Genomic DNA, 21,559 nt, shown 5'->3' with positions numbered 1-21,559 from the left:
GGAGCGCTGCGACGCGCGCGGCGTGCCCCACGTCGTGGCGCGGTGCGACGCCATAACGCGCGACGCAATACGGATCGATTTGTCGCCGGCCTCCTTCAGCTCGCAGAATGGACGGGGGTAAGTGGATCGCGCGACCCGATCCCCGCCGCATCCGAGTCGTTCCCACCGAGTCCGGCCAGGTACGGCCACGGATAAATCCCGCGCGCATGTCCATCGCCGAACAGCAAACGAATGCCGTAACCGGCCGCTTCGACGCCATCCAGCGTCAGGTCCGCCTGCGCATTGATCCGGCCGCCATCGAGCCGGATTTTCCGGCACGCCGCGCACGGGCAATCGCTGCGCAAACGTGCATAGCCGATGCGCTGTATGTCGCCGTCCGGCCAGCGCAGCATCAACGCATGCGCCGCATGGTCGAGCAGGATCTCGGTCGGCGCCATCATCGCGCGTCTCCCTCGATCTGCGTGATCGCGATCCGCACGGCCTTGCGCACCTCGGGATCGCGATCGTCCAGCGCGTCATGCAGTGCGGATAGCGTCGCAGGGTCGCGCAGTTCGCCGAGCGAAAGCGCGGCCTCCTTGCGCAGGTTGCTGATCGTATGCGCGAGCAACGGGACGACGGCCGGTGCCGCCGCGGCATCGCGCAACTGGCCGAGTGCGCGCACCGCGCGCAAGCGCACCTGCCAGTAGTTGTCGCCGAGCGCAGCGACGAGCGGATCGCGTGCGATCGCGACGCGCAGTTTGCCGAGCGTCGCGGCCGCTTCCTCGCGGACCTGCCATTCGGCGTCGCGCAGTGCCGCAAGCAATGCGGTCGCGACAGCCGGGTCGCTCGATGTGGCAAAGCCGACCGCACCGACCGCGATGCGCCGCACGTCCGCATGCGCGTCGGCCGTGGCGGCGCGAGCGAGCGGCGCCAGCGCGCGAGGGTCCTTGAGCCAGCCGAGCACGGCGACGGCCTCGGCGCGCACGGCCGGCGCCGGCGCGTCGAGCGCGCGCAGCGCCGGTACAAACGCGTCGGGGTCGCGCAGTTCGCGCAAGCCGCGCAGTACGGCACCGAGCACGAACGGCTCGGCGCGTTCGGCCCAGCGGCACAGCACGGCGCCGGACGCGACATCCTTCAGCTCGGACAGGCTTTGCGCGGCGGTCGCACGCACGTCGTCGTCGGCATCGAGTAGCGCATGGCACAGCGCGTCGACGACGTCGTGCTGTTCCCACGCGGCCAGCACGCGCGCGGCTTCGCCGCGGACGTCGGCGGACGGATCGTCGCGCAGTGCGGCAACGAAGGTCGGCACGAGGTCGGGATCCTCGAGATCGGCGAGTTCTAGCAGTGCGATGCGCCGCACCGATGCGTCGGGTGCGGCAACGCGTGCGACGAGCGTGGCGAGATCGGGATCGTGCGCGCCGGGCAGCGGAAAAGCAGTAGAGGAAGCGGTCATGGGCGAAAAGTCGGGGCAGTAGAAGGGCACGTCGTCACGCGGCATCACGCAACAGCGCAAGGCAGCGCCGCTTGATGTCGACGAATGCGGACTCGGTGGTGCTGTCGTCGGTGCGCGGCCGCGCGAGCGGCACGCGAATGTCGGCGACGATGCGCGCCGGCCGCGGCGACAGCATCAGGATGCGGTCGCCGAGAAACAGCGCTTCCTCGATGTCGTGCGTGACGAACAGGACGGTGGTGCCGATGCGCGACCAGATGTCGAGCAGCAGCGTCTGCATCATGCGGCGCGTTTGCGCGTCCAGCGCACCGAACGGTTCGTCCATCAGCAGGATGCGCGGCCGGTTGATCAGCACGCGCGCGATCTCGACGCGCTGCTGCATGCCGCCGGAAAGCTGCGCGGGGTAGTGCGCGCCGTATCCGCCGAGCCCGACGAGTTCGAGCAGCGCGGCTGCCTCGCGACGGCGTTCGTGCGCCGGCACGCCCTTCATCTTGAGGCCGAACGCGACGTTGTCGATCACGCGTTTCCACGGAAACAGCGTGTGCTGCTGGAACACGAGCCCTCGATCGGGATGCGGGCGGTCGACCGGTTCGCCGTCGACGACGATCTGGCCGTGCGTCGCGGCGACGTGGCCGGCCAGCGCGCCGAGCAGCGTCGATTTTCCGCATCCGGACGGCCCGAGCACGCAGACGAATTCGCCGGGCGCGATGTCGACGTCGAGTGCATCGAGCGCCGCGAAACGCGCATGCGGCGGCCCGAGCTCGATCGTCAGCGCGCGGACGCCGACACGGCCCGGCGCGGCCGGCGTGGCGATACCGGCCGCGCTCATTGCTGGCCTCCTCGCGGTGCATACCACGGCGTGAAGGCCGTGCCGATCCGCTTGACGAGCAGGCTGCTGCCCATGCCGAGGAGGCCGATCACAGCCATCCCGACGACGATGTCCGGGTAGTTCTGCAACGTGTAGGACTCCCACGTGAAATAGCCGATGCCGTACTGGCCCGCGATCATCTCGGCGGTGACGAGGCAGAACCATGCGGTGCCCATCCCGATCGACAGGCCGGTGAAGATCGCGGGCGCCGCGCCCGGCAGGATCACTTCCACGTAGAGCGCGACACCGCGCGTACCGAGGCTGCGCGCAGTCGCGACGAGCCGCGGATCGACGGCCTCCGTACCGTGCACGGTGTTCAGCAGGATCGGGAACAGCGCGCCGATGAACGTGATGAACATCATGCTGAGTTCGGACGACGGAAACATCAGGATGGCAAGCGGAATCCACGCGACGGCCGGAATCGGCCGCAACACTTCGAGCGGTGGCAGCAGCGTGTCCTCGAGCGTGCGATAGCGGCCGATTGCGAGCCCGAGGCCGACGCCGGCGAATGCCGCGGCAACGAACCCGGCGAGCACGCGCGTGATGCTCGCGAACAGGTGCATCGGCAATTTCGGCGAATGCAGCAGCGACCACAACGCGGGGCCGACGTCGGCAGGCGCCGGCACGTTCGCGAACGTGACGATGCCGAGCGACAGCCGCCACTGGACGGCCGCCTGCCACAGCGCGATGCAGGCGGCGAGCGATGCGATCCGCCATGCGCGGCGGCGCAGCGACGCCGGCCGGCCGCGCGCGGCGGCGTGTGCGGTGCGGGTGTCGCCGGCGCGCGGCGACGCGCAGAGACGGCGTTTGGCAAGTTCGAAGGTGGCGGCCATGCGAGTATCCGGTAGCTGTGAAGGGAAAAGGGGGACGTTCAGCGTGACGCGAGTGCCTGCGTGGCCCCGGTCTTCGCGGCCGCGTAATCGACCACTGAACCCGATACCTGCTTCGCGTACGCATCGGCGCCCGTCTTCAGCAGGAACGCGCTCAGCACGCCGTGCGCGTCCTTCACGTACCAGGCCTGATCCGCGAACAGCTTCAGTCCGCTCGTGTGATCGTGCACGAACACGGCGCGTACTTTCGCATCCGCGCCGAGCTTGCCGAGCGCAGCGAATGCGGCGGCGGGGCTCGCATAGTGGCGCACGGGGTGGTCACCGACGAGCCAGACCTGCGCGACGTCGTTGAAGTCGCGGATCGGCTTGCCCGTCGTCGCGTCGTTCGCGACGAGCGGCTGCTTATCGTAATGCTTCAGCGCGGCGTCGTAGTCGAGCCCCGACGCCTTGAAGGCGGCGCGGATATAGCGGTCGTCGATGAAGGTCGCCGGATCGGGCGCGGTGTCGGTCTTCTTCAGCAGCTTGAGCGTGTCGATGGCGGTCGCGACGGCCTGACGGTATTCGGGCTTCCACGTGAGGTCGCGGGTCTGGATGCCGAGCGGCCCGTGATACAGGTAGTCGACCGGCGCCTCGATGCCGGTGACCTTTTCGATCAGCAGGCTGTATTTCTCGGGATTCTGCGCAAGCAGGCGGTTCGCTTCGATCGCGGCGCGCAGGTACGCGACGACCACCTCAGGATAGCGCTGCGCGTAGTCCGCGTCGACGAGCGCGCCGTGGAAAGTCGGCGCATGGGTTTGCGCACCGTCGTAGATCTTGCGCGCGATGCCGCGATACGGGAACAGATCGGCAAACGGCACGAAGTCCGCATGCGCGTCGATCTTGCCGGCCTTCAATGCGCTGCCGGCCACTTCGGGCGCCTGCGTGACGATGTTCACGTCGGTATCGGGGTTCCAGCCCTGCGCCTTGATCGCGCGCAGCAGCATCCCGTGCGAGGTCGACGCGAACGGCACCGAGATCGTCTTGCCCTTGAGGTCCGCGAGCGAGCGCACCGGCGAATCCGTCGGCACGACGATCCCGTTGCCGCTGCCTTCGATGCTGCCGTCGAGCACGGTGATGAACACGCTCTTGCGGCCGGCCTTGCGGAACGCCGCACCGTTCAGTGCACCGGGGAAATCGGCCATCGCGCCGAAGTCGAGCTTGCCGGCAACCATCTCGTTGGTCAGCGGCGCGCCGGACGTGAAGTCCTTCCACTGCACGTCGTACTTCACGTCCTGGTACTTGCCGGTGTGCGGCAGATATTTGTCGAGCAGATGCAGCTCGCGAATCAGCAGGCCGCCGGTCGCGCAGTTGATCGTCGTGTCCTGCGTGCCGATCGCGACGCGGATCGTGTCGGCGTGCGCGAGGCCGGCGGCCGACAGCGCGAGCGATGCGGTGAGCAGGCGGAACATCCGTAGCGTAGGGTTCATGTGTCTTAGGTCCGATGGTGGGGAAGCGGCGCGCCAGGTCAGCGCAGCAGGTACGGGATGTCGACCTTGACCGCGCCGGTCGGGCAGTCGCGTTCGCACGGCATGCAGTACCAGCATTCGTCGAACTGCATGTAGGCCTTGCCCTTGGTCACGTCGATCGCGAGCAGGTCGAGCGGGCAGACGTCGACGCAGACGGTGCAGCCCTTGTCGGCGATGCAGCGGTCCTCGTCGATCGTCACGGGTGCGCTGCTGCGCAGGAAGATGTCGTGCGGGGTATGGGGCACGGTAAGGCTCCTCGGAGTCACAGGGCGGCCGCGAGTGCGGCCGGTTCGCGGATGCGCAGGTGCGCGTAGGCGCTGCGTTCGTCGTCGGCGAGCGGTACGATGTATGGTTCGACCGGACGCTTTTCGCTGCGCATCGCGCCGTCGGCGTCTTTGCGTAGCCACGTATGGCAGAACCATTCCGCGTCGTTGCGATGCGGGAAATCGACGCGATGGTGGTACAGTCCCCAGCGGCTCTCGGTACGGAACAGCGACGCACGCGCAGCCATTTCGGCGCAGTCTCGGATCGCCCGCACTTCGGCAGCACGCATCAGTTCGTGCGGATGGTTCGCCTTTATTTCTTCGATATCCTCAATAATTCCGTCAAAACGTTGCAGGCCGATTTCCATCTTGCGGGTCACCTTCGGCGGTTGCAGGTAATCGTTCACCATGCGCCGCAGCTTGTATTCGACCTGCGCGGGCGCGAGGCCGCGTGCGCGCGCAAGCGGCGCGAGCACGCGGGTGCGCTCGGCCGCGACCTGCGCGTCGTCCACCGGCGCGTGATCGCGGCCGGCCACGTAGTCGGCCGCGTTCTGCCCGGCGAACCAGCCGTACGTGAACGCGCCGAGCATGTAGTTGTGCGGCACGGCCGCCATGTCGCCGGCTGCGTAGAGCCCCGGCACGGTCGTTTCCGCGCGGGCGTTCACGTACACGCCGGACGCGCTGTGCCCGCTGCAGAAGCCGATCTCGGAGATGTGCATCTCGACCATCTGCTGCCGGTAGTCGGTGCCGCGCCCCGCATGGAAGCGGCCGCGGCTCGGCCGCTCGTTCGTGTGCAGGATCTGCTCGATGGTCTGAATCGTTTCTTCCGCGAGGTGGTCGAGCTTCAGGAACACCGGGCCGTTGCCGCTTTGCAGTTCCTGGTAGAACTCCCACATCATCTGACCGCTCCAGTAATCGCACTCGATGAAGCGTTCGCCCTTGCCGTTCGCGGTGAAGCCGCCGAGCGGACCCGTCACGTAAGCGCAGGCGGGGCCGTTGTAGTCCTTGATCAGCGGATTGATCTGGAAGCACTCGAGGTTCGCGAGTGCGGCGCCCGCGTGGTAGGCCATCGCGTAGCCGTCGCCCGCATTGGTCGGGTTCTCGTACGTGCCCATCAGGTAGCCGGACGCCGGCAGCCCGAGGCGGCCGGCCGCGCCGCAGCACAGAATCACGGCCTTCGCGCGGATCACGTGAAAATCCGCCGTGCGGCAGTCGAAGCCGAGCACGCCGCTCGCGCGGCCTTGCACGTCGGTCAGCACGCGCGTCGCGACGATCCGGTTCGTGATCGCGATACGTGCGCGCTTCAACTGCCGGTACAGCACCTTCTTGATATCGTGTCCTTCCGGCATCGGCAGCACGTACGAGCCCATGTGATGGACCTTTTTCACCGCGTAGTCGCCGGTGCCGTCCTTCTCGAACTTCACGCCCCAGCGGTCGAGCTGTTCGATCGTCGCGAAGCTGTGCGTCGCGTATGCATGCACGGCCTCTTGGTCGACGATCCCGTCGTTGGCGATCGTGATCTCGCGTGTGTACTGTTCGGGCGTCGCATGGCCGGGGATCACCGCGTTGTTCAGGCCGTCCATCCCCATCGAGATCGCGCCGCTGCGCTTCACGTTCGCCTTCTCCAGCAACAGCACGCGCAGCGACGGGTCGCGCTCCTTCGCCTTGATCGCCGCCATCGGGCCGGCCGTGCCGCCGCCGACCACGACGATGTCGTATTCGAGTACATGGGTATTCATCACGGGTTCCTTGCAGGTTGGCGAGTCTTCTGCCGGTCGATGCGCAACCGGTACTGAAAGGCGTCGCCGCGGAAGTAGAGGTATTCGTAGTCGATCGGCGTACCCGACGCGTCGTGCGTGAGCCGCTCGATGCGCAGCACCGGGCTGCTTTCCTCGACGCGCAGCGCATCGACGATTTCGTCGTCGGCGAGGATCGCGTCGATCGACACGTCGGCGTGACCGAGCGGCACGCCGCAGTCGTTCTCGAGGATCAGGAAGATGTCGCGGGTCGCGAGATCGGCGCCGGCGAGCCGCTTGCCGAGCGCTTCGGGCACCCACGTCTGTTCGAGCGACACGGGCTCGCGGTTCAAGAGCCGCACGCGGCGGATCTCGACGAGCGGCGCACCTTCCGGCACGTTCAGTTTCGTCGCGAGATGGCGATCGGCCTTGACGGTGCGAAAGCTGCGCAGCTGGTTGACGATCTCGTAGCCCATCGACGACATCGCTTCGGCAAAGCCCTGCAGCGACGTCACGTTCTGGAAAGCCTTCGGCTTCGACACGAACGTGCCCTTGCCGTGCAGCTTGAACAGCAGGCCTTCCTTCTGCAGGTCGCCGAGCGCCTGGCGCACCGTGATACGGCTCACGTCAAACATCGCGCAGAGTTCGTGCTCGGACGGCATCCGGCTGTGCGGGGCATAGGTGCCATCGAGGATGCGCGCGCGCAGCGTGTCCTTGATCTGCACGTAGAGCGGGGCCATCGACAGCGGCACGACGTTGGGTGAGGTCATCGGTCAACTTGTTATGACAAGAAGGCTCGAGTGTAGTGAGCGGGCCCGCGCGTCCAAACCAACTATTTCTGATTTCGACTTTCCGATTCCGGAAAAGCGGGGTGGGGCTCCGTGGACCGAATGAGGGAGCCGGCGCCCCGGCGGCACTTCGATCGGTCCCCCTGGCTCCTTGTCATCCGCGCAAATCGGCCGACAATCGGAAATTTGCACCTGGCGTGCCGCGCTTGTCGATTTCCCGATGTGCCGTTCGTCGTATCGATGTCGACCGGGTTGTGTCACTGCGCCCATGCGCGAGCGCTGCCCGATTCCCGTCGATGCCTGCAAGACAGAGAAAGGAGCTGCCAGATGCCGGATTCCCGATACCGCTGGACGATCGTTGCCGCGGGCGGCCTGCTGAGCTGCATCGCGATCGGCGCGATGTTTTCGCTGCCGGTGTTCCTGCGGGCCGTCGCGCGCGACACGGGGTGGTCAATGACCGGCATTTCCGCCGCGATGACGCTCGGCTTCATCGCGATGGCGTTCGCGAGCATCGCGTGGGGCAGCCTGTCGGACCGGATCGGCGCGCGCGCGGTGGTCGCGACGGGCGCGGTGCTGCTGGCGGCCAGTCTCGCGCTCGCGAGCCGCGCGCCGTCGCTGCTCGCGTTCCAGCTGATTTTCGGGCTGGGTGTCGGCAGCGCCGCCGCCGCGGTGTTCGCGCCGATGATGGCATGCGTGACGGGCTGGTTCGACACGCATCGCAGCCTCGCGGTGTCGCTCGTATCGGCCGGGATGGGGATGGCGCCGATGACGATGTCGCCGCTCGCCGCGTGGCTCGTGTCCCGCCACGACTGGCGCGCGTCGATGCTGACGATCGCCGCGCTGGCGGGCGCCGTGATGATCCCGGCGTCGCTGCTCGTCCGGCGTCCGCCGGCACTCGACCACCCGCCGGCCGAACCGGCGGCGGCCGGCGCGCCTGCGCCGCTGTCGGTCGGCGACGCGCTGCGCTCGCCGCAGTTCATCGTGCTGCTGCTGACCAATTTCTTCTGCTGCGCGACGCACTCCGGCCCGATCTTCCATACGGTCAGCTACGCGGTGACCTGCGGGGTCCCGCTGATCGCCGCGGTATCGATCTACAGCGTCGAGGGGCTCGCCGGTATGGGCGGGCGCATCGCGTTCGGGCTGCTGGGCGACCGCCTCGGTGCGAAACGCATGCTGGCGGCGGGGTTGCTCGCGCAGGCGCTGGGCGCGCTCGGCTACTACTTCGTGCGCACGCTGGACGGGTTCTACGCGGTCGCGATGCTGTTCGGCTTCATCTATGCGGGCGTGATGCCGCTCTATGCGGTGCTCGCGCGCGAGAACTTCCCGCTGCGGATGATGGGCACCGTGATCGGCGGCTGCGCGATGGCCGGCAGCCTCGGGATGGCGGCGGGGCCGGTTGCAGGCGGCCTGATCGTCGATGCGCTGGGCAGCTACGGCTGGCTGTACCTCGGATCGTTCGCGATCGGCATCGGCGCGTTCCTCGTCGCGATGATGTTCCGGCCGTTTCCCAAGGCGCGGTCGCAGACGCTCGCCGCATGACCCGGCGGCCACGAAGCGGCGATTTTCGGCGGGACGAGGAATGCCGGGCTGCCCGGGCGAAAACAAAAAACGGGGCCGGACATCGCCGGTACAAACCGTGCCAAACCCGCGCGGAGCCTGCTGCGGCGCAGCAGAGCGGTAAATCGTGGCGATCGGCGCGCATGCGCGTCGATTCGGCCCCTAAAAACACAATATCGAGCAACCCTTCGAAGAGCCTGTCATACGGGCGTCACCCTGCTAGAATTCGGCTGCCGCATTGTTCCGATTGACTGATGAGATTGCTTGACGCACTGGTCGAACAACGAATTGCCGCCGCCGCCGCGCGGGGTGAGTTCGACGATTTGCCGGGTACCGGCGCGCCGCAGGCGCTGGATGACGACCTGCTCGTACCCGAGGAGGTGCGGGTGGCCAACCGTATCCTGAAGAATGCGGGCTTCGTGCCGCCGGCCGTCGAGCAACTGCGCGCGCTGCGCAACCTGCAGGACGAACTGCAGGCAGTCAGCGACCGTGCCGCGCGCTGCCGGCTGCAGGCGAAGATCCTCGCCCTCGACATGGCGCTCGAATCACTGCGCGGCGGCCCGATGGTGATGCCGCGCGACTATTGCCGGCGCATCGCGGAGCGTCTGTGCGAGCGTGGGCTCGACGACGTGTCCGCCGAAGCGGGGCCGATGTGAGCGCCGACGCACTGCACGACGCGGCAGCCGGATCCGCTGCCGCTTCCGATTCTCCCGTTCCCGAAACCACGCCGGTATCGGCGCGCGACCTGCATTTCATGCGTCTCGCGCAAGCCGCCGCCGAAGAGGCGCGTGCGGCCGGTGAAGTGCCGGTGGGTGCCGTGCTCGTACGCGGCGACGAAGTGATCGCACGCGGCTTCAATCATCCGATCGGCGGGCACGACCCGTCGGCCCATGCGGAAATGGCCGCGCTGCGCATGGCCGCGCAGCATCTGCAGAATTACCGGATGCCGGGCTGTGAGCTGTACGTGACGCTCGAGCCGTGCCTGATGTGCGCGGGCGCGATCATGCACGCACGCATCGCACGGGTCGTCTACGGCGCCGCCGATCCGAAGACGGGCGCATGCGGCAGCGTGATCGACGCGTTCGCGAATCCGCAGCTCAACCACCATACCGAAGTGACCGGCGGCGTGCTTGCCGACGAGTGCGGCGCCGCGCTGAAGTCGTTCTTCGCGGAGCGCCGCCGCGCGCTGCGCGAGGCACGGTTTGCCCGCGACGCCGAATCCGACGCGTCGTGACCCCCTCCGCCGCGCGCCCATCGCCCGGAGCGGGGCGGGTGCACGCCTCGTGAACCGGAGACGGTTCGGACCCTCTAAGCAGGTTTGACGACCTCGACACCCTTCGCCATGTCCTTCCAGCCCGCCGCGTCCTACACCATCCGCCTGCTGGCGCCGTCCGGTTATCCGCATGATCCCGATGCGATCAATCGTGCGCTCGAACGCCTGAGCGGCGCGCAGCATCGCATCGAGAACATCGAGGCGACGCAGCGCCGCTTTCAGCGTTTCGGCGGCACCGACGGCGAGCGGGCCGGCGACCTGAATCGCCTCGCGGATCCGGAGCGCGCGCTGCCGGACATCGCGCTCGCGGTGCGCGGCGGCTATGGCGCCGCGCGCATCCTGCACGGGCTCGACTATCGCGGGCTCGAGCGCCGCCTGCGCGACCAGCCGATCGCGCTGGTCGGTCACAGCGACTTCACCGCGGTCCAGCTCGCGCTGTACGCGAAGGCGCGCATCAAGACCTTCGGTGGCCCGATGCTGTCGGCCGACTTCGGCGCGGAAACGCCGAGCGACTTCACGATGCGGCACTTCTGGCAGACGCTGTCGCAGCCGACCACGACGATCATCGCCGAAGCGCCGCAGGTGCAGGCCGTGAACGTGACGGGCACGCTGTGGGGCGGCAACCTCGCAATCCTCACATCGCTCGTCGGCACGCCGTACATGCCCGATATCGAAGGCGGCATCCTGTTCATCGAGGACGTCAACGAGCAGCCGTTCCGGATCGAGCGGATGATCTACCAGCTGCATCTGTCGGGGCTGCTCGCGCGCCAGCAGGCGCTCGTGCTCGGACAGTTCACCGGTGCGCGGCCGTTCGAGTACGACAACGGCTACGACATGCAGGCGATGATCGACCAGGTGCGCTCGGTGGTCGGCATCCCGGTCGTCACGGGGCTGCAGTTCGGTCACGTGCCGGATCTGCTGACGCTGCCGTTCGGCGCGCAGGCGCAGCTCGTCGCGAATGCGCACGGCTTCCGGCTTACGCTGTCGGACTACCCGCATCTCGGCTGAGCCGGGCAGGTACCTTCGAAAGGCGGGGTTCCCGCCTTTTTCTTTAAGTAAGTGTGCAACTAACGGTCGAAAATTTTCGTCGACATCAATTGGGATGAAGTTGTGGCATGCACCATTTTTGTCAACAAAATGACCGAGAGGGTATACACCGTGAGCCGCCTTGGATAAGCCAGAGAGCCTTGATGTGCCTGGATTCTGTGCGCCACGCACGAATCTGGCACGATGAAATGCACACGGATTGTGCGCATTTAAGGAAAAGAATTGTTGACAATCTTTATGTCCGTTCTAGGATAAGGACCATCACACGATGCAGATCATGAACGAGCCTGATTCCCATCCGTCCGGCACCGCCGGTCCTGAAGCGATCGCCGAGCGGATTCGCACCGCGATCCTCGAGCATCGGCTCGCGCCCGGCGCGAAGCTGACGGAGGCGCAGCTCTGCGACGTGTTCGGCGTGAAGCGCGGGACGATCCGGCAGGCGCTCGCGCAGCTCGCGGCCGACAAGCTGGTCGATCTCGAGCCGAACCGCGGCGCGTTCGTCGCGAGTCCGACGCTGCAGGACGTGCACGAGGTGTTCGAGATGCGCCGGATCATCGAGCTGGCCGTCGTCGAGCGGCTCGCGACGGGGCCGGGCGCGAAGCGGCTGAAAGGCGTCGCCGCGCTGATCGACAAGGAGCGCAAGGCGTTCGAGCGGCACGACTTCGCAGCGTGGATCCGCCTGTCGGGAGAATTCCATACGGCGCTTGCCGCGCTGATGGGCAATGCGACGCTCTGCGAATGCCTCGACGGGCTCGTCGCACGCTCGACGCTGATGTCGGCACTGTACGAATCGCACGGGCGCAGCCCGTGCTCGTTCGACGACCACGACGAGATCCTGGCCGCGCTGGAGGCGGGGGATCCGAAGCGGGCGGCGGCGCTGATGGCGCACCACCTGCAGCATGTTGAACTGAAGATGCTGGACCGGCCCGCGCAAGGGCAGGTCGATTTGCGCGAAGTGTTCGGCGGCGCCTGAGCGGCGACGCGAACCGGCCCGCGCGCCACACGACGAGAGCAATGCAGGCCGGCGGTTCACGCCGCCGGCCGCCAGTCCGACTCCGGGCAACGATCCGGAGCGATATCGATGGCGGTGGAGCGGCCGTTCGGCCGCGTCAAGGAGAAGTCATGGCTCAGTTCAGTGTGGCGCACGACAGCGCCTATCCGGCGGAAGAAGGCGGCGCGGGCGGCGGTTCCGCATTGCCGGATGGCTACAGTCCACGTTTGTACAACGAAGATTTGGCACCCCTTAAGAATCAGACATGGGGGTCGTACAACATCTTCGCGTTCTGGATGTCGGACGTGCACAGCGTCGGCGGCTACGTGTTCGCGGGCAGCCTGTTCGCGCTCGGGCTGACGAGCTGGCAGGTGCTGATCGCGCTGATCGTCGGCATCACGCTCGTGAACCGGTTGTGCAACCTGATCGCGCGGCCGAGCCAGCAGGTCGGCGTGCCGTATCCGGTCGCGTGCCGCGCGACATTCGGCGTGCTGGGTGCGAACGTGCCGGCCGTGATCCGCGGGTTGATCGCGATCGCGTGGTACGGCATCCAGACCTATCTCGCGTCCAGCGCGCTCGTGATCGTCGTGCTGAAGTTTTTCCCGCAATGGATGCCGTACGCGGACGTCCATCGCTACGGCTTCCTCGGGCTGTCGGCGATCGGCTGGGCCGGCTTCATGCTCCTGTGGGTGCTGCAGGCGTTCGTATTCTGGAACGGGATGGAGACGATCAAGAAGTTCATCGACTTCGCGGGCCCGGCCGTCTACGTCGTGATGTTCATCCTGGCCGGCTACATGGTGTGGCGCGCGGGCTGGCGCAACATCGGCCTCAACCTCGGCGGCGTCAAGTATCACGGCGCGGAAGTGATTCCGGTGATGATCACGGCGGTGTCGCTCGTCGTGTCGTACTTCTCCGGGCCGATGCTGAATTTCGGCGACTTCTCGCGCTATTGCCGCTCGTTCGGCGAAGTGAAGCGCGGCAACTTCTGGGGGCTGCCGGTCAACTTCCTCGCGTTCTCGCTCGTCACGGTGATCACCACGGCCGCGACGCTGCCGGTGTTCGGCGAACTCATCACCGACCCCGTCGAGACGGTCGGCCGCATCGACCATCCGACCGCCGTGATCCTCGGCGCGCTGACGTTCACGATCGCGACGATCGGCATCAACATCGTCGCGAACTTCGTGTCGCCCGCGTTCGACTTCTCGAACGTCGCGCCGCGGCTGATCAGCTGGCGCGCGGGCGGGATGCTCGCGGCCGTCGCGTCGATCTTCATCACGCCGTGGAACCTGTTCAACAACCCGGCCGTGATCCACTACACGCTCGACGTGCTCGGCGCGTTCATCGGCCCGCTGTACGGCGTGCTGATCGCCGACTTCTATCTCGTCAAGCGCGGCCGGCTCGTACGCGACGACCTGTACACGATGTCGGAGAGCGGCACCTACTGGTACACGGGCGGCGTGAACCGCCGCGCGCTCGCCGCGCTGCTGCCGGCCGCGGTGATCGCCGTCATCTGCGTGATGGTGCCGGGCTGGCAGGCCGCCGCGAACTTCTCGTGGTTCATCGGCGCGGGGCTCGGCTTCGTGTTCTACCGGCTGCTCGTGAGCACGAAGACCTGAGGAGCGCGCGATGAAGATCAAGCTGATCAATCCGAATACGACGCAGCGGATGACCGATGCGATGGGGCGCTGCGCGCGCGAAGTCGCGGTAGCGGGCACCGAGGTCATCGCGGTGAGCCCGCCGATGGGGCCGCCGTCGATCGAAGGCTATTACGACGAGGCACTCGCGACGCCCGGTTTACTGGCCGAGATCGCGCAGGGCGAGCGCGACGGCTGCGATGCGTACGTGATCGCGTGTTTCGGCGACCCGGGCCTGTATGCGGCGCGCGAGATCGCGAGCGGGCCGGTAATCGGGATCGCCGAGGCGGCGATGCACGCGGCGAGCGTGCTCGCGCCGGGCTTTTCGGTCGTCACGACGCTCGCGCGCACCTGCGGGATGGCGTGGCATCTCGCCGAGCGCTACGGGATGAAGCGGTTCTGCCGCAACGTGCGCGCAACCGACGTCGCGGTGCTCGAGCTCGACCGGCCCGGCTCGGCCGCGCGGCGGATCATCGTCGACGAATGCCGGCGCGCACTCGACGAGGACGGGGCCGACGCGATCGTGCTCGGCTGCGCGGGGATGGCCGAATTCGCGCACGAGATCGAGCAGCAGATCGGCGCGCCGGTGGTCGAGGGCGTGACGGCGGCCGTCAAGTGGGCCGAGGCGCTCGTCGCGCTGCGTCTCGCGACCGCGAAGCGCGGCGACTATGCGCGGCCGCTGCCGAAGCGCTACGACGGCGAATTCGCGCGTTTCAGCCCGTCGGAGGATGCGTCGGCGGCCGTGTTGTCCGCCGCCACCGCGCGCAGCGGGGTCGCCGCATCGGAACCGGTCCCGAATTTGCCGCAACCGCACATACACTCCGTCTGACATGCACTATCTGCGCGGCTGTATGGGCGCGTATGAACCTTTTCGCTACACTGGGCCGTCATCGCGTCGGCTCGTGCGGCCGGCCTCCGGCACCCGCGCGAGTCGATGCGAACCCATTATTTCAGCGAACTTTCGCCGCACTTCGAACCCATGTCACTCGATCCCAACTATCCTCGCGACCTGATCGGCTACGGCCGCCATCCCGTGCAGGCGAACTGGCCCGGGCGCGCCCGCGTCGCCGTGCAATTCGTCCTGAACTACGAGGAGGGCGGCGAGAACTGTGTGCTGCACGGCGATCCGGGCTCCGAGCAGTTCCTGTCCGAAATCGTCGGCGCGGCCGCGTATCCGGACCGCCACATGAGCATGGAGTCGATCTACGAATACGGTTCGCGTGCCGGCGTGTGGCGCATCCTGCGCGAATTCGAGAAGCGCGGGCTGCCGTTGACCGTCTTCGGCGTCGGCATGGCGGTCGAGCGCCATCCGGAACTCGCGCGCGCCTTCGTCGAGCTCGGCCATGAGATCGCATGCCATGGCTGGCGCTGGATCCACTACCAGAGCATGACGCCCGAGCTCGAGGCCGAGCACATGCGCCTCGGGATGGAAGCGATCGAGCGCGTGACGGGCGAGCGTCCGCTCGGCTGGTACACCGGCCGCGACAGCCCGAACACGCACCGTCTCGTCGCGGAATACGGCGGTTTCCTGTACGACTCGGACAACTATGGCGACGACCTGCCGTTCTGGATGGACGTCGAGGTGTCGGGCGGCAGCACGTCGCCGCAACTGATCGTTCCGTATACGCTCGATACGAACGACATGCGCTTCGCGACGCCGCAGGGCTTCAACACCGGCGATCACTTCTTCGACTACCTGCGCGACGCGTTCGACGTGCTGTACGCAGAGGGCGACGAGGCGCCGAAGATGCTGTCGATCGGCATGCACTGCCGCCTGCTCGGCCGTCCGGGACGTTTCCGCGGGCTGCAGCGTTTTCTCGATCACATCGAGAAGCACGATCGCGTATGGGTGACGCGCCGTGTCGATATCGCGCGTCATTGGCGTGAACATCATCCGTATCAGCCCAATCATCGAAACGAAGGGAAAGCATGAAGGCGATGCGTTACACGTTGAATCAACTGAACACGATGGCGCCGAGCGCATTCGTCGCGGCGCTGTCGGGGATCTTCGAACATTCGCCGTGGGTGGCCGAGGTTGCCGCGGGCGAGCGGCCGTTCGCGAGCATCGACGCGCTGCACGAGACGATGTCGAATGCGGTGGAGACGGGCGGCGAAGCGCGCCAGTTCGCATTGATCAACGCTCACCCGGAGCTGGCCGGCAAGGCCGCCGTGCGCGGCGAGCTGACGGCCGAGTCGACGCGCGAGCAGAGCGGCGCGGGTCTCGACCAGTGCACGCAGGAAGAGTTCGACAAGCTGCTGACGCTGAACCGCACGTATCGCGAGAAGTTCGGCTTCCCGTTCATCCTCGCGGTGCGCGGCTATGACCGGCACGGCATCATCGCGAACTTCGAGTCGCGCGTGAATCATTCGCGCACCGAGGAACTGCGCACGAGCCTCGACCAGATCTACCGGATCGCGCGCTTCCGCCTCGACGACCTGATCGACGCCTGACACCGCAACACGGCCTGCTGCGTCGCAGCGGCCTGATCGTCTCACTGAAACAAGGAAACATCATGGCTGTTCCGCTTCTCGATCCGAACGCACCCGATTTCACGCGGCGCTACGTGAATCTCGCCGACCCGCGTCTCGGTGCGCAGGCGCTCGAGGCCAGCGACGACTTCTTCGCGCCGAAGGACCGGATGCTGAACCCCGAGCCGGCGGTATTCATCCCCGGCAAGTACGACGACCACGGCAAGTGGATGGACGGCTGGGAGACGCGCCGCAAGCGCACGACGGGCTATGACTGGTGCATCGTCAAGCTGGCGCGCCCGGGCGTGATCAAGGGGTTCGACATCGACACGAGCCACTTCACCGGCAACTTCCCGCCGGCCGCGTCGATCGAGGCCGCGTTCGTGGCCGACGGCGCGCCGACGCAGGCGACCGAGTGGGTCGAGATCGTGCCGTCGACGACGCTGCAGGGCAACAGCCATCACTACGTCGAAGCGAGCGACGCCCGTGCGTTCACGCATCTGCGCGTGAACATCTATCCGGACGGCGGCATCGCGCGCCTGCGCGTGTACGGTCAGCCGCAGCTCGACTGGGCCGGCGCGAGCGCGACCGAGCAGTTCGATCTCGCGGCGATGGAAAACGGCGGCTACGTGGTGGCCGCGAACAACCAGCACTTCGGCGTCGCGTCGAACCTGCTGCTGCCGGGCCGCGGCGTGAACATGGGCGACGGCTGGGAAACCCGTCGCCGCCGCGAGCCAGGCAACGACTGGGCGATCATCGCGCTCGCGCAGCCGGGCGTGATCCGCAAGATCGAAGTCGACACCGCGTTCTTCAAGGGCAACTACCCGGACCGCTGCTCGATCCAGGCCGCGTACGTGTCGGGCGGCACCGACAGTTCGCTGATCACGCAGTCGATGTTCTGGCCGGTGCTGCTCGGCGAACAGAAGCTGCAGATGGACAAGCAGCATTACTTCGAACACGAAATCGCCTCGCTGGGCCCGGTGACCCACGTGCGCCTGAACATCATTCCGGACGGCGGCGTATCGCGCCTGCGTCTGTGGGGGACGCTCGACAAATGAAGACGCTTGCAATCGAACCGCTGACCAAGGAAGCGTTCGCGCCGTTCGGCGACGTGATCGAGACGGAAGGCGCGAAGCAGATTCCGATCAACCTCGGCACGACGATCCGCTTTCACGATCTCGCGAAAGTCGACGTGACCGACGAAGACGGCCGTACGCTCGTCAATTTGTTCCGCGGCCAGCCGCGTACGCTGCCGTTCGAGGTGAAGATGCTCGAGCGTCATCCGCTCGGCAGCCAGGCATTTGTGCCGCTGAACGACCAGCCGTATCTCGTCGTCGTGGCGCCCGCGGGCGATCTCGATCCGGCGAAGATCCGCGCGTTCGTGACGAGCGGGTGGCAGGGCGTCAACTATGCGAAGGGCGTGTGGCATCACCCGCTGATCGCGCTGGGCGGCGTCAGCGACTTCATCGTCGTCGATCGCGGCGGTGACGGGCTGAACCTGAACGAGCAGGACTTGCAGGAATCGCTGTGGCTTACCGAGGACGCGCTGGATGCAGTGACGGCCTGAGCCGGATCGCAGCCGTTGCCGTTCGAAGAAACCCGTGCAGTTTGCGCGGGTTTTTTTATGGTGCGCCCGGCAGGGCGCACTCACTAGGAGGTGAAAGTCCTCTACACGCCCGGCAAGGGGAAGTGTTAGCTAGAGGCAAGGGCGTCGCGGGTGACTGCGAGTCTGAAGGAAGCCCGAGGCAAAGCGCTGGCCTGACGAACAGGAAGCGGATAAGAGGCGACGCATCGGGGTAAGGCAGCCATAAAGGCCGAAGCCCGAAACTTGCACGGGACGATGCGGCGTATATCCGACAGGCATAAGCGTGAAGGTGGGTGCGCAATACCCGGGGAGATCTGCACGGCTGCCGAAGTGCTACTGGCGTCGAGAGGCGTCGGGATGGCCATGCAGAAGTCAGCAGAGGGCATAGTAGGCCGCGAGGCTGAAGGCCCGAACATGAAGGACCGCGATTAGGACGGTGGAGACTCGATGCGAGCCGATGAAGCACAAGCCCGTGAGAACGGGGCCATGACGCAGGAGCCGGGGCGGAACCCTGGGGATGGCGCGCGTGGTGCGGAGGTTGGCGCGGCGTCTACCGGGCAAGCGAAAGCGGAGGGGCCATCGCTGATGGAGGCGGTGGTTGAACGCAGCAACCTGTGGCTGGCGTATCGACGGGTGGTCGAGAACCGTGGCGCACCGGGAGTCGATGACTTGCCGGTGGAGCAGTTCAAAGGCTGGCTGAAGGTACATTGGCCGAGCGTGAAGGCGGCGCTGCTGGAAGGGCGATACGTACCGGCGGCGGTGCGCGCGGTGGATATACCGAAGCCTGCGGGCGGGGTAAGGACACTGGGCATCCCGACGGTGCTGGACCGGCTGATCCAGCAAGCGCTGCACCAAGTACTCCAACCGATCTTCGAGCCGGGGTTCTCCGAGTCGAGCTACGGCTTCAGGCCGCGACGCAGCGCGCAGCAGGCGGTGCTGAAGGCACGACAGTACGTGCAGGAAGGCCTTCGCTGGGTGGTGGACATCGATCTGGAGAAGTTCTTCGACCGTGTGAACCACGACATCCTGATGTCGCGGGTGGCCCGGCAGGTGAAGGATGATCGGGTGCTCAAGCTGATCCGGCGGTATCTGGAGGCGGGCCTGATGCGAGGCGGGATGGTGACGGTGCGACGGGAGGGGACGCCGCAAGGCGGGCCGCTCTCGCCGCTGCTGTCGAACATCCTGCTGACGGATTGGGACCGCGAGCTTGAGCGACGCGGCCACGCGTTCTGCCGCTATGCAGACGACTGCAACATCTATGTTCGAAGCAAGGTGGCGGGCGAGCGGCTGTTGATACAGATGAAGGCGTTTCTCGAGAAGCGCCTGAGGCTGCGAATCAACGAGGCGAAGAGCACGTGTGCACGACCGTGGGCGCGCAAGTTCCTGGGCTACAGCGTGACGATGCATCGTCAGGCGAGGCTGCGAATCGCGCCGGAGAGCCTGAAGAGGCTGACGGCGCGGGTCAAGGAGCTGATGCGTCCGGGTCGAGGGCGTAGCGTATCGCAGACGATCGAGTCGCTGAACCCGGTGCTTCGCGGCTGGATAAGCTACTTTCGGCACACGGAGGTCAAAGGCGCGTTGGAGGAACTGGACGGGTGGGTCAGACGGCGAATGCGCAGTCTTCTATGGAGGCAGGCGAAACGCCGGGGAGCCCGCGCGATCATGTTGCATCGAAGGGGCCTCACGGAGGCACGCGCATGGCAATCGTCCCGCAATGGGCGAGGGCCATGGTGGAACGCGGGAGCGAGCCACATGAACGCGGCCTTCCCGAAACGCTACTTCGACGCCTTGGGGCTGGTCTCGCTGCTGGACACTCAGCAGCGCCTCCAGCGTTCTTGATGAACCGCCGTATGCGGAACCGCACGTACGGTGGTAATGGAATGGACGCCCCCGTCCGAAACGGCATCGCCGTGTCAAAGTGGTGAGGCTGTCGAAACACCACCTTCATCGGAGGAGGAGGGCGTCACCATGAACGTTACTACGATCGGCATTGACCTCGCCAAGAACATCTTCCAGGTCCACGGCGTGAATGAGCACGGCAAGGCCGTGTTGAAGAAGCAGCTCAAGCGGCACCAGATGGTGGAGTTCTTCGCGAACCTTCCTCCCTGCATGATCGGCATGGAAGCCTGCGCCAGTGCCCACTTCTGGGCACGTAAGCTGCAGGCGCTCGGCCACACGGTGCGGCTCATGGCTCCCCAGTTCGTCAAGCCCTACGTGAAGACGAACAAGAACGACGTTGCCGATGCGGAAGCCATATGTGAAGCCGTGGCACGACCAAACATGCGGTTTGTGCCCATCAAGAACGTCGACCAACAGGCGGTTCTTGCATTGCACCGCGCCCGCCAGGGATTCGTCCGCGCTCGCACGGCGCAGGCCAACCAGATCCGTGGACTGCTAGGGGAATTTGGTCTCGTGATCCCTCCGGGGATCAGCAGCATTGCGCAAAGGGTGCCCGAACTCATCGAAGACGCTGAGCGCGAATTGCCGGGGTCATTCCGCCTGCTGATACAGCGCCTGACGGATCACCTGAAGGAACTTGACCGACAGGTCGAAGAGCTCGAGACGCAGATCAAAGCCTGGCATCACGCGAATGATGCCAGCCGCAGGCTGGCGGCGATTCCAGGCATCGGTCCGATCACAGCCAGTGCCCTTGTTGCGTCAATCGGCGACGCCAGATCCTTCAGCAACGCCCGGCAACTGGCGGCCTGGCTAGGCCTCGTACCACGACAGCATTCGAGTGGAGGCAAGCCAACGCTGCTGGGCATCACGAAGCGCGGCGATACCTACTTGCGTACGTTGATGGTGCACGGCGCGCGGGCTGTCGTCCGATATTGCGCCAACAAGGAAGATGCGTTCTCGGGCTGGCTTCAACGCCTGCTGACGCGCCGTCACAAGAATGTCGCCGTAGTGGCAGTCGCCAACAGGAACGCGCGCATTGCATGGGCTCTGCTCACACAAGGCACTGCGTTCCGGTCGGATTACGCGCTGTCCGCAGGCACCGAGTAATCCGATCAGTTTAGTTAAGGCTCCCCCCAGGAGGTTGCTTGGGCAATCGTGACGTGATGGCAAGATAGGTTGGACCGGGATCGGAATACTCTGCCCTCCCACAGGCGCTTCGAGCGCGAGGTGGTGATTAGAGCCCGATCAGCAGATTCCATCAGGGACAGAGGCATTGCTGTCGCCTCCTCAACAGTCCGGATGTATGGCCGCAATCTCAATCCCATCTGTCGATCGTTCACGAAGGCCTTGCAAAACGGGGGCGTCCATGTATGTGGGAGGGCTGAGGGGGTAACCCCTCTCCCTACCCGATCTCGCCGCGCGCGCATCACGGCGCGGCCGGCGGTTGCTGTTCATGCGCACGCTGCAGCAGCGCGACGAACGACGACGCATCGGGCAGCGTCGCCGCAACGAACCGGGGCATGGCGATGTCGGGCATCCATGATGCTCATCACGACGGCGCCTGTCGGCGAAGGCAGGTCGGCCGGCAGCAGGCTGAGATTGCGTTGAGGCGCGCCGAGGCACACCAGGTGCGGCCGCATGCTATCGTGGCCGCAACTCAACCGCCTGACGTCCGGTTCCGGACG

The 21,559-nt window shown here is 66.3% G+C and carries 21 protein-coding genes; 13 read left to right on the top strand and 8 right to left on the bottom strand.

Annotated elements, in window-relative coordinates:
- Positions 1 to 95: 95 nt before the first annotated feature.
- Genes AC1Z3W_RS29375 through AC1Z3W_RS29340 form a run of 8 tightly spaced genes read right to left on the bottom strand, consistent with a single transcriptional unit; the run spans position 96 to position 7,401 of the window.
- Positions 96 to 440 (bottom strand): gamma-butyrobetaine hydroxylase-like domain-containing protein, encoded by a 345-nt coding sequence (locus tag AC1Z3W_RS29375; protein ID WP_124833129.1) that lies wholly within the window; start codon positions 438 to 440, stop codon positions 96 to 98.
- Entirely contained in the window at positions 437 to 1,432 is a 996-nt protein-coding gene (locus AC1Z3W_RS29370; protein WP_057925440.1) for a HEAT repeat domain-containing protein, read from the bottom strand. The genes AC1Z3W_RS29375 and AC1Z3W_RS29370 overlap by 4 nt, the downstream gene beginning before the upstream one ends.
- A 34-nt stretch (positions 1,433 to 1,466) precedes the next feature.
- On the bottom strand, positions 1,467 to 2,258 hold the full coding sequence (locus AC1Z3W_RS29365; RefSeq protein WP_057925395.1) for an ABC transporter ATP-binding protein: 792 nt from the start codon (positions 2,256 to 2,258) through the stop codon (positions 1,467 to 1,469).
- Positions 2,255 to 3,130 (bottom strand): ABC transporter permease, encoded by an 876-nt coding sequence (locus AC1Z3W_RS29360; protein WP_057925394.1) that lies wholly within the window; start codon positions 3,128 to 3,130, stop codon positions 2,255 to 2,257. Before AC1Z3W_RS29360 ends, AC1Z3W_RS29365 begins: the two co-directional genes overlap by 4 nt.
- Positions 3,131 to 3,168: 38 nt before the next feature.
- A complete protein-coding gene (locus tag AC1Z3W_RS29355; protein WP_124833130.1) occupies positions 3,169 to 4,593 on the bottom strand; it encodes an ABC transporter substrate-binding protein in 1,425 nt (474 codons plus the stop codon).
- A 38-nt stretch (positions 4,594 to 4,631) separates the two neighbouring features.
- On the bottom strand, positions 4,632 to 4,877 hold the full coding sequence (locus AC1Z3W_RS29350) for a 4Fe-4S dicluster domain-containing protein (RefSeq protein WP_006755644.1): 246 nt from the start codon (positions 4,875 to 4,877) through the stop codon (positions 4,632 to 4,634).
- Between the two features lie 17 nt (positions 4,878 to 4,894).
- On the bottom strand, positions 4,895 to 6,634 hold the full coding sequence (locus tag AC1Z3W_RS29345) for a fumarate reductase/succinate dehydrogenase flavoprotein subunit (protein ID WP_057925439.1): 1,740 nt from the start codon (positions 6,632 to 6,634) through the stop codon (positions 4,895 to 4,897).
- Positions 6,634 to 7,401, bottom strand: coding sequence for a GntR family transcriptional regulator (locus AC1Z3W_RS29340; protein WP_057925392.1), 768 nt, complete (start codon positions 7,399 to 7,401; stop codon positions 6,634 to 6,636). Before AC1Z3W_RS29340 ends, AC1Z3W_RS29345 begins: the two co-directional genes overlap by 1 nt.
- 345 nt (positions 7,402 to 7,746) lie before the next feature.
- Here AC1Z3W_RS29340 and AC1Z3W_RS29335 point away from each other — a divergent pair, with 345 nt between their 5' ends.
- From AC1Z3W_RS29335 to AC1Z3W_RS29275, 13 genes are all read left to right on the top strand, one after another.
- On the top strand, positions 7,747 to 8,958 hold the full coding sequence (locus tag AC1Z3W_RS29335) for an MFS transporter (protein WP_483509037.1): 1,212 nt from the start codon (positions 7,747 to 7,749) through the stop codon (positions 8,956 to 8,958).
- Between the two features lie 272 nt (positions 8,959 to 9,230).
- Entirely contained in the window at positions 9,231 to 9,632 is a 402-nt protein-coding gene (locus AC1Z3W_RS29330) for a DnaJ family domain-containing protein (protein WP_014896765.1), read from the top strand.
- Positions 9,629 to 10,210 (top strand): tRNA adenosine(34) deaminase TadA, encoded by a 582-nt coding sequence (gene tadA, locus AC1Z3W_RS29325; protein ID WP_124833133.1) that lies wholly within the window; start codon positions 9,629 to 9,631, stop codon positions 10,208 to 10,210. The genes AC1Z3W_RS29330 and tadA overlap by 4 nt, the downstream gene beginning before the upstream one ends.
- 108 nt (positions 10,211 to 10,318) lie before the next feature.
- Complete coding sequence (ldcA, locus tag AC1Z3W_RS29320) at positions 10,319 to 11,257, top strand: muramoyltetrapeptide carboxypeptidase (RefSeq protein WP_057925388.1); 939 nt, start codon at positions 10,319 to 10,321, stop codon at positions 11,255 to 11,257.
- 307 nt (positions 11,258 to 11,564) lie between these two features.
- Positions 11,565 to 12,269 carry a GntR family transcriptional regulator gene (locus AC1Z3W_RS29315; RefSeq protein ID WP_057925387.1) on the top strand — a complete coding sequence of 235 codons (705 nt, stop codon included), beginning with the start codon at positions 11,565 to 11,567 and terminating at the stop codon, positions 12,267 to 12,269.
- Between the two features lie 149 nt (positions 12,270 to 12,418).
- Complete coding sequence (locus AC1Z3W_RS29310) at positions 12,419 to 13,903, top strand: NCS1 family nucleobase:cation symporter-1 (RefSeq protein WP_057925386.1); 1,485 nt, start codon at positions 12,419 to 12,421, stop codon at positions 13,901 to 13,903.
- 10 nt (positions 13,904 to 13,913) lie between these two features.
- Complete coding sequence (locus tag AC1Z3W_RS29305; RefSeq protein WP_124833134.1) at positions 13,914 to 14,750, top strand: aspartate/glutamate racemase family protein; 837 nt, start codon at positions 13,914 to 13,916, stop codon at positions 14,748 to 14,750.
- Positions 14,751 to 14,900: 150 nt separating this feature from the next.
- The gene (gene puuE / locus AC1Z3W_RS29300) at positions 14,901 to 15,854 is read left to right on the top strand and encodes an allantoinase PuuE (protein ID WP_057925384.1); all 954 of its coding nucleotides are present in this window, start codon (positions 14,901 to 14,903) and stop codon (positions 15,852 to 15,854) included.
- Entirely contained in the window at positions 15,851 to 16,372 is a 522-nt protein-coding gene (uraD, locus tag AC1Z3W_RS29295) for a 2-oxo-4-hydroxy-4-carboxy-5-ureidoimidazoline decarboxylase (protein WP_483509036.1), read from the top strand. Before puuE ends, uraD begins: the two co-directional genes overlap by 4 nt.
- Positions 16,373 to 16,434: 62 nt before the next feature.
- Positions 16,435 to 17,448: an allantoicase gene (alc, locus tag AC1Z3W_RS29290; protein ID WP_057925382.1), complete on the top strand. Its 1,014-nt coding sequence runs from the start codon at positions 16,435 to 16,437 to the stop codon at positions 17,446 to 17,448.
- The gene (locus AC1Z3W_RS29285; RefSeq protein WP_057925381.1) at positions 17,445 to 17,957 is read left to right on the top strand and encodes an ureidoglycolate lyase; all 513 of its coding nucleotides are present in this window, start codon (positions 17,445 to 17,447) and stop codon (positions 17,955 to 17,957) included. The genes alc and AC1Z3W_RS29285 overlap by 4 nt, the downstream gene beginning before the upstream one ends.
- A 465-nt stretch (positions 17,958 to 18,422) precedes the next feature.
- On the top strand, positions 18,423 to 19,814 hold the full coding sequence (gene ltrA, locus AC1Z3W_RS29280) for a group II intron reverse transcriptase/maturase (protein ID WP_483509012.1): 1,392 nt from the start codon (positions 18,423 to 18,425) through the stop codon (positions 19,812 to 19,814).
- 129 nt (positions 19,815 to 19,943) lie between these two features.
- A complete protein-coding gene (locus AC1Z3W_RS29275; protein WP_483509011.1) occupies positions 19,944 to 20,981 on the top strand; it encodes an IS110 family RNA-guided transposase in 1,038 nt (345 codons plus the stop codon).
- Positions 20,982 to 21,559 lie beyond the last annotated feature (578 nt).

The organism is Burkholderia sp. 10_S31 (assembly GCF_056930375.1).
This window is presented reverse-complemented; position numbering and strand designations above follow the sequence as displayed.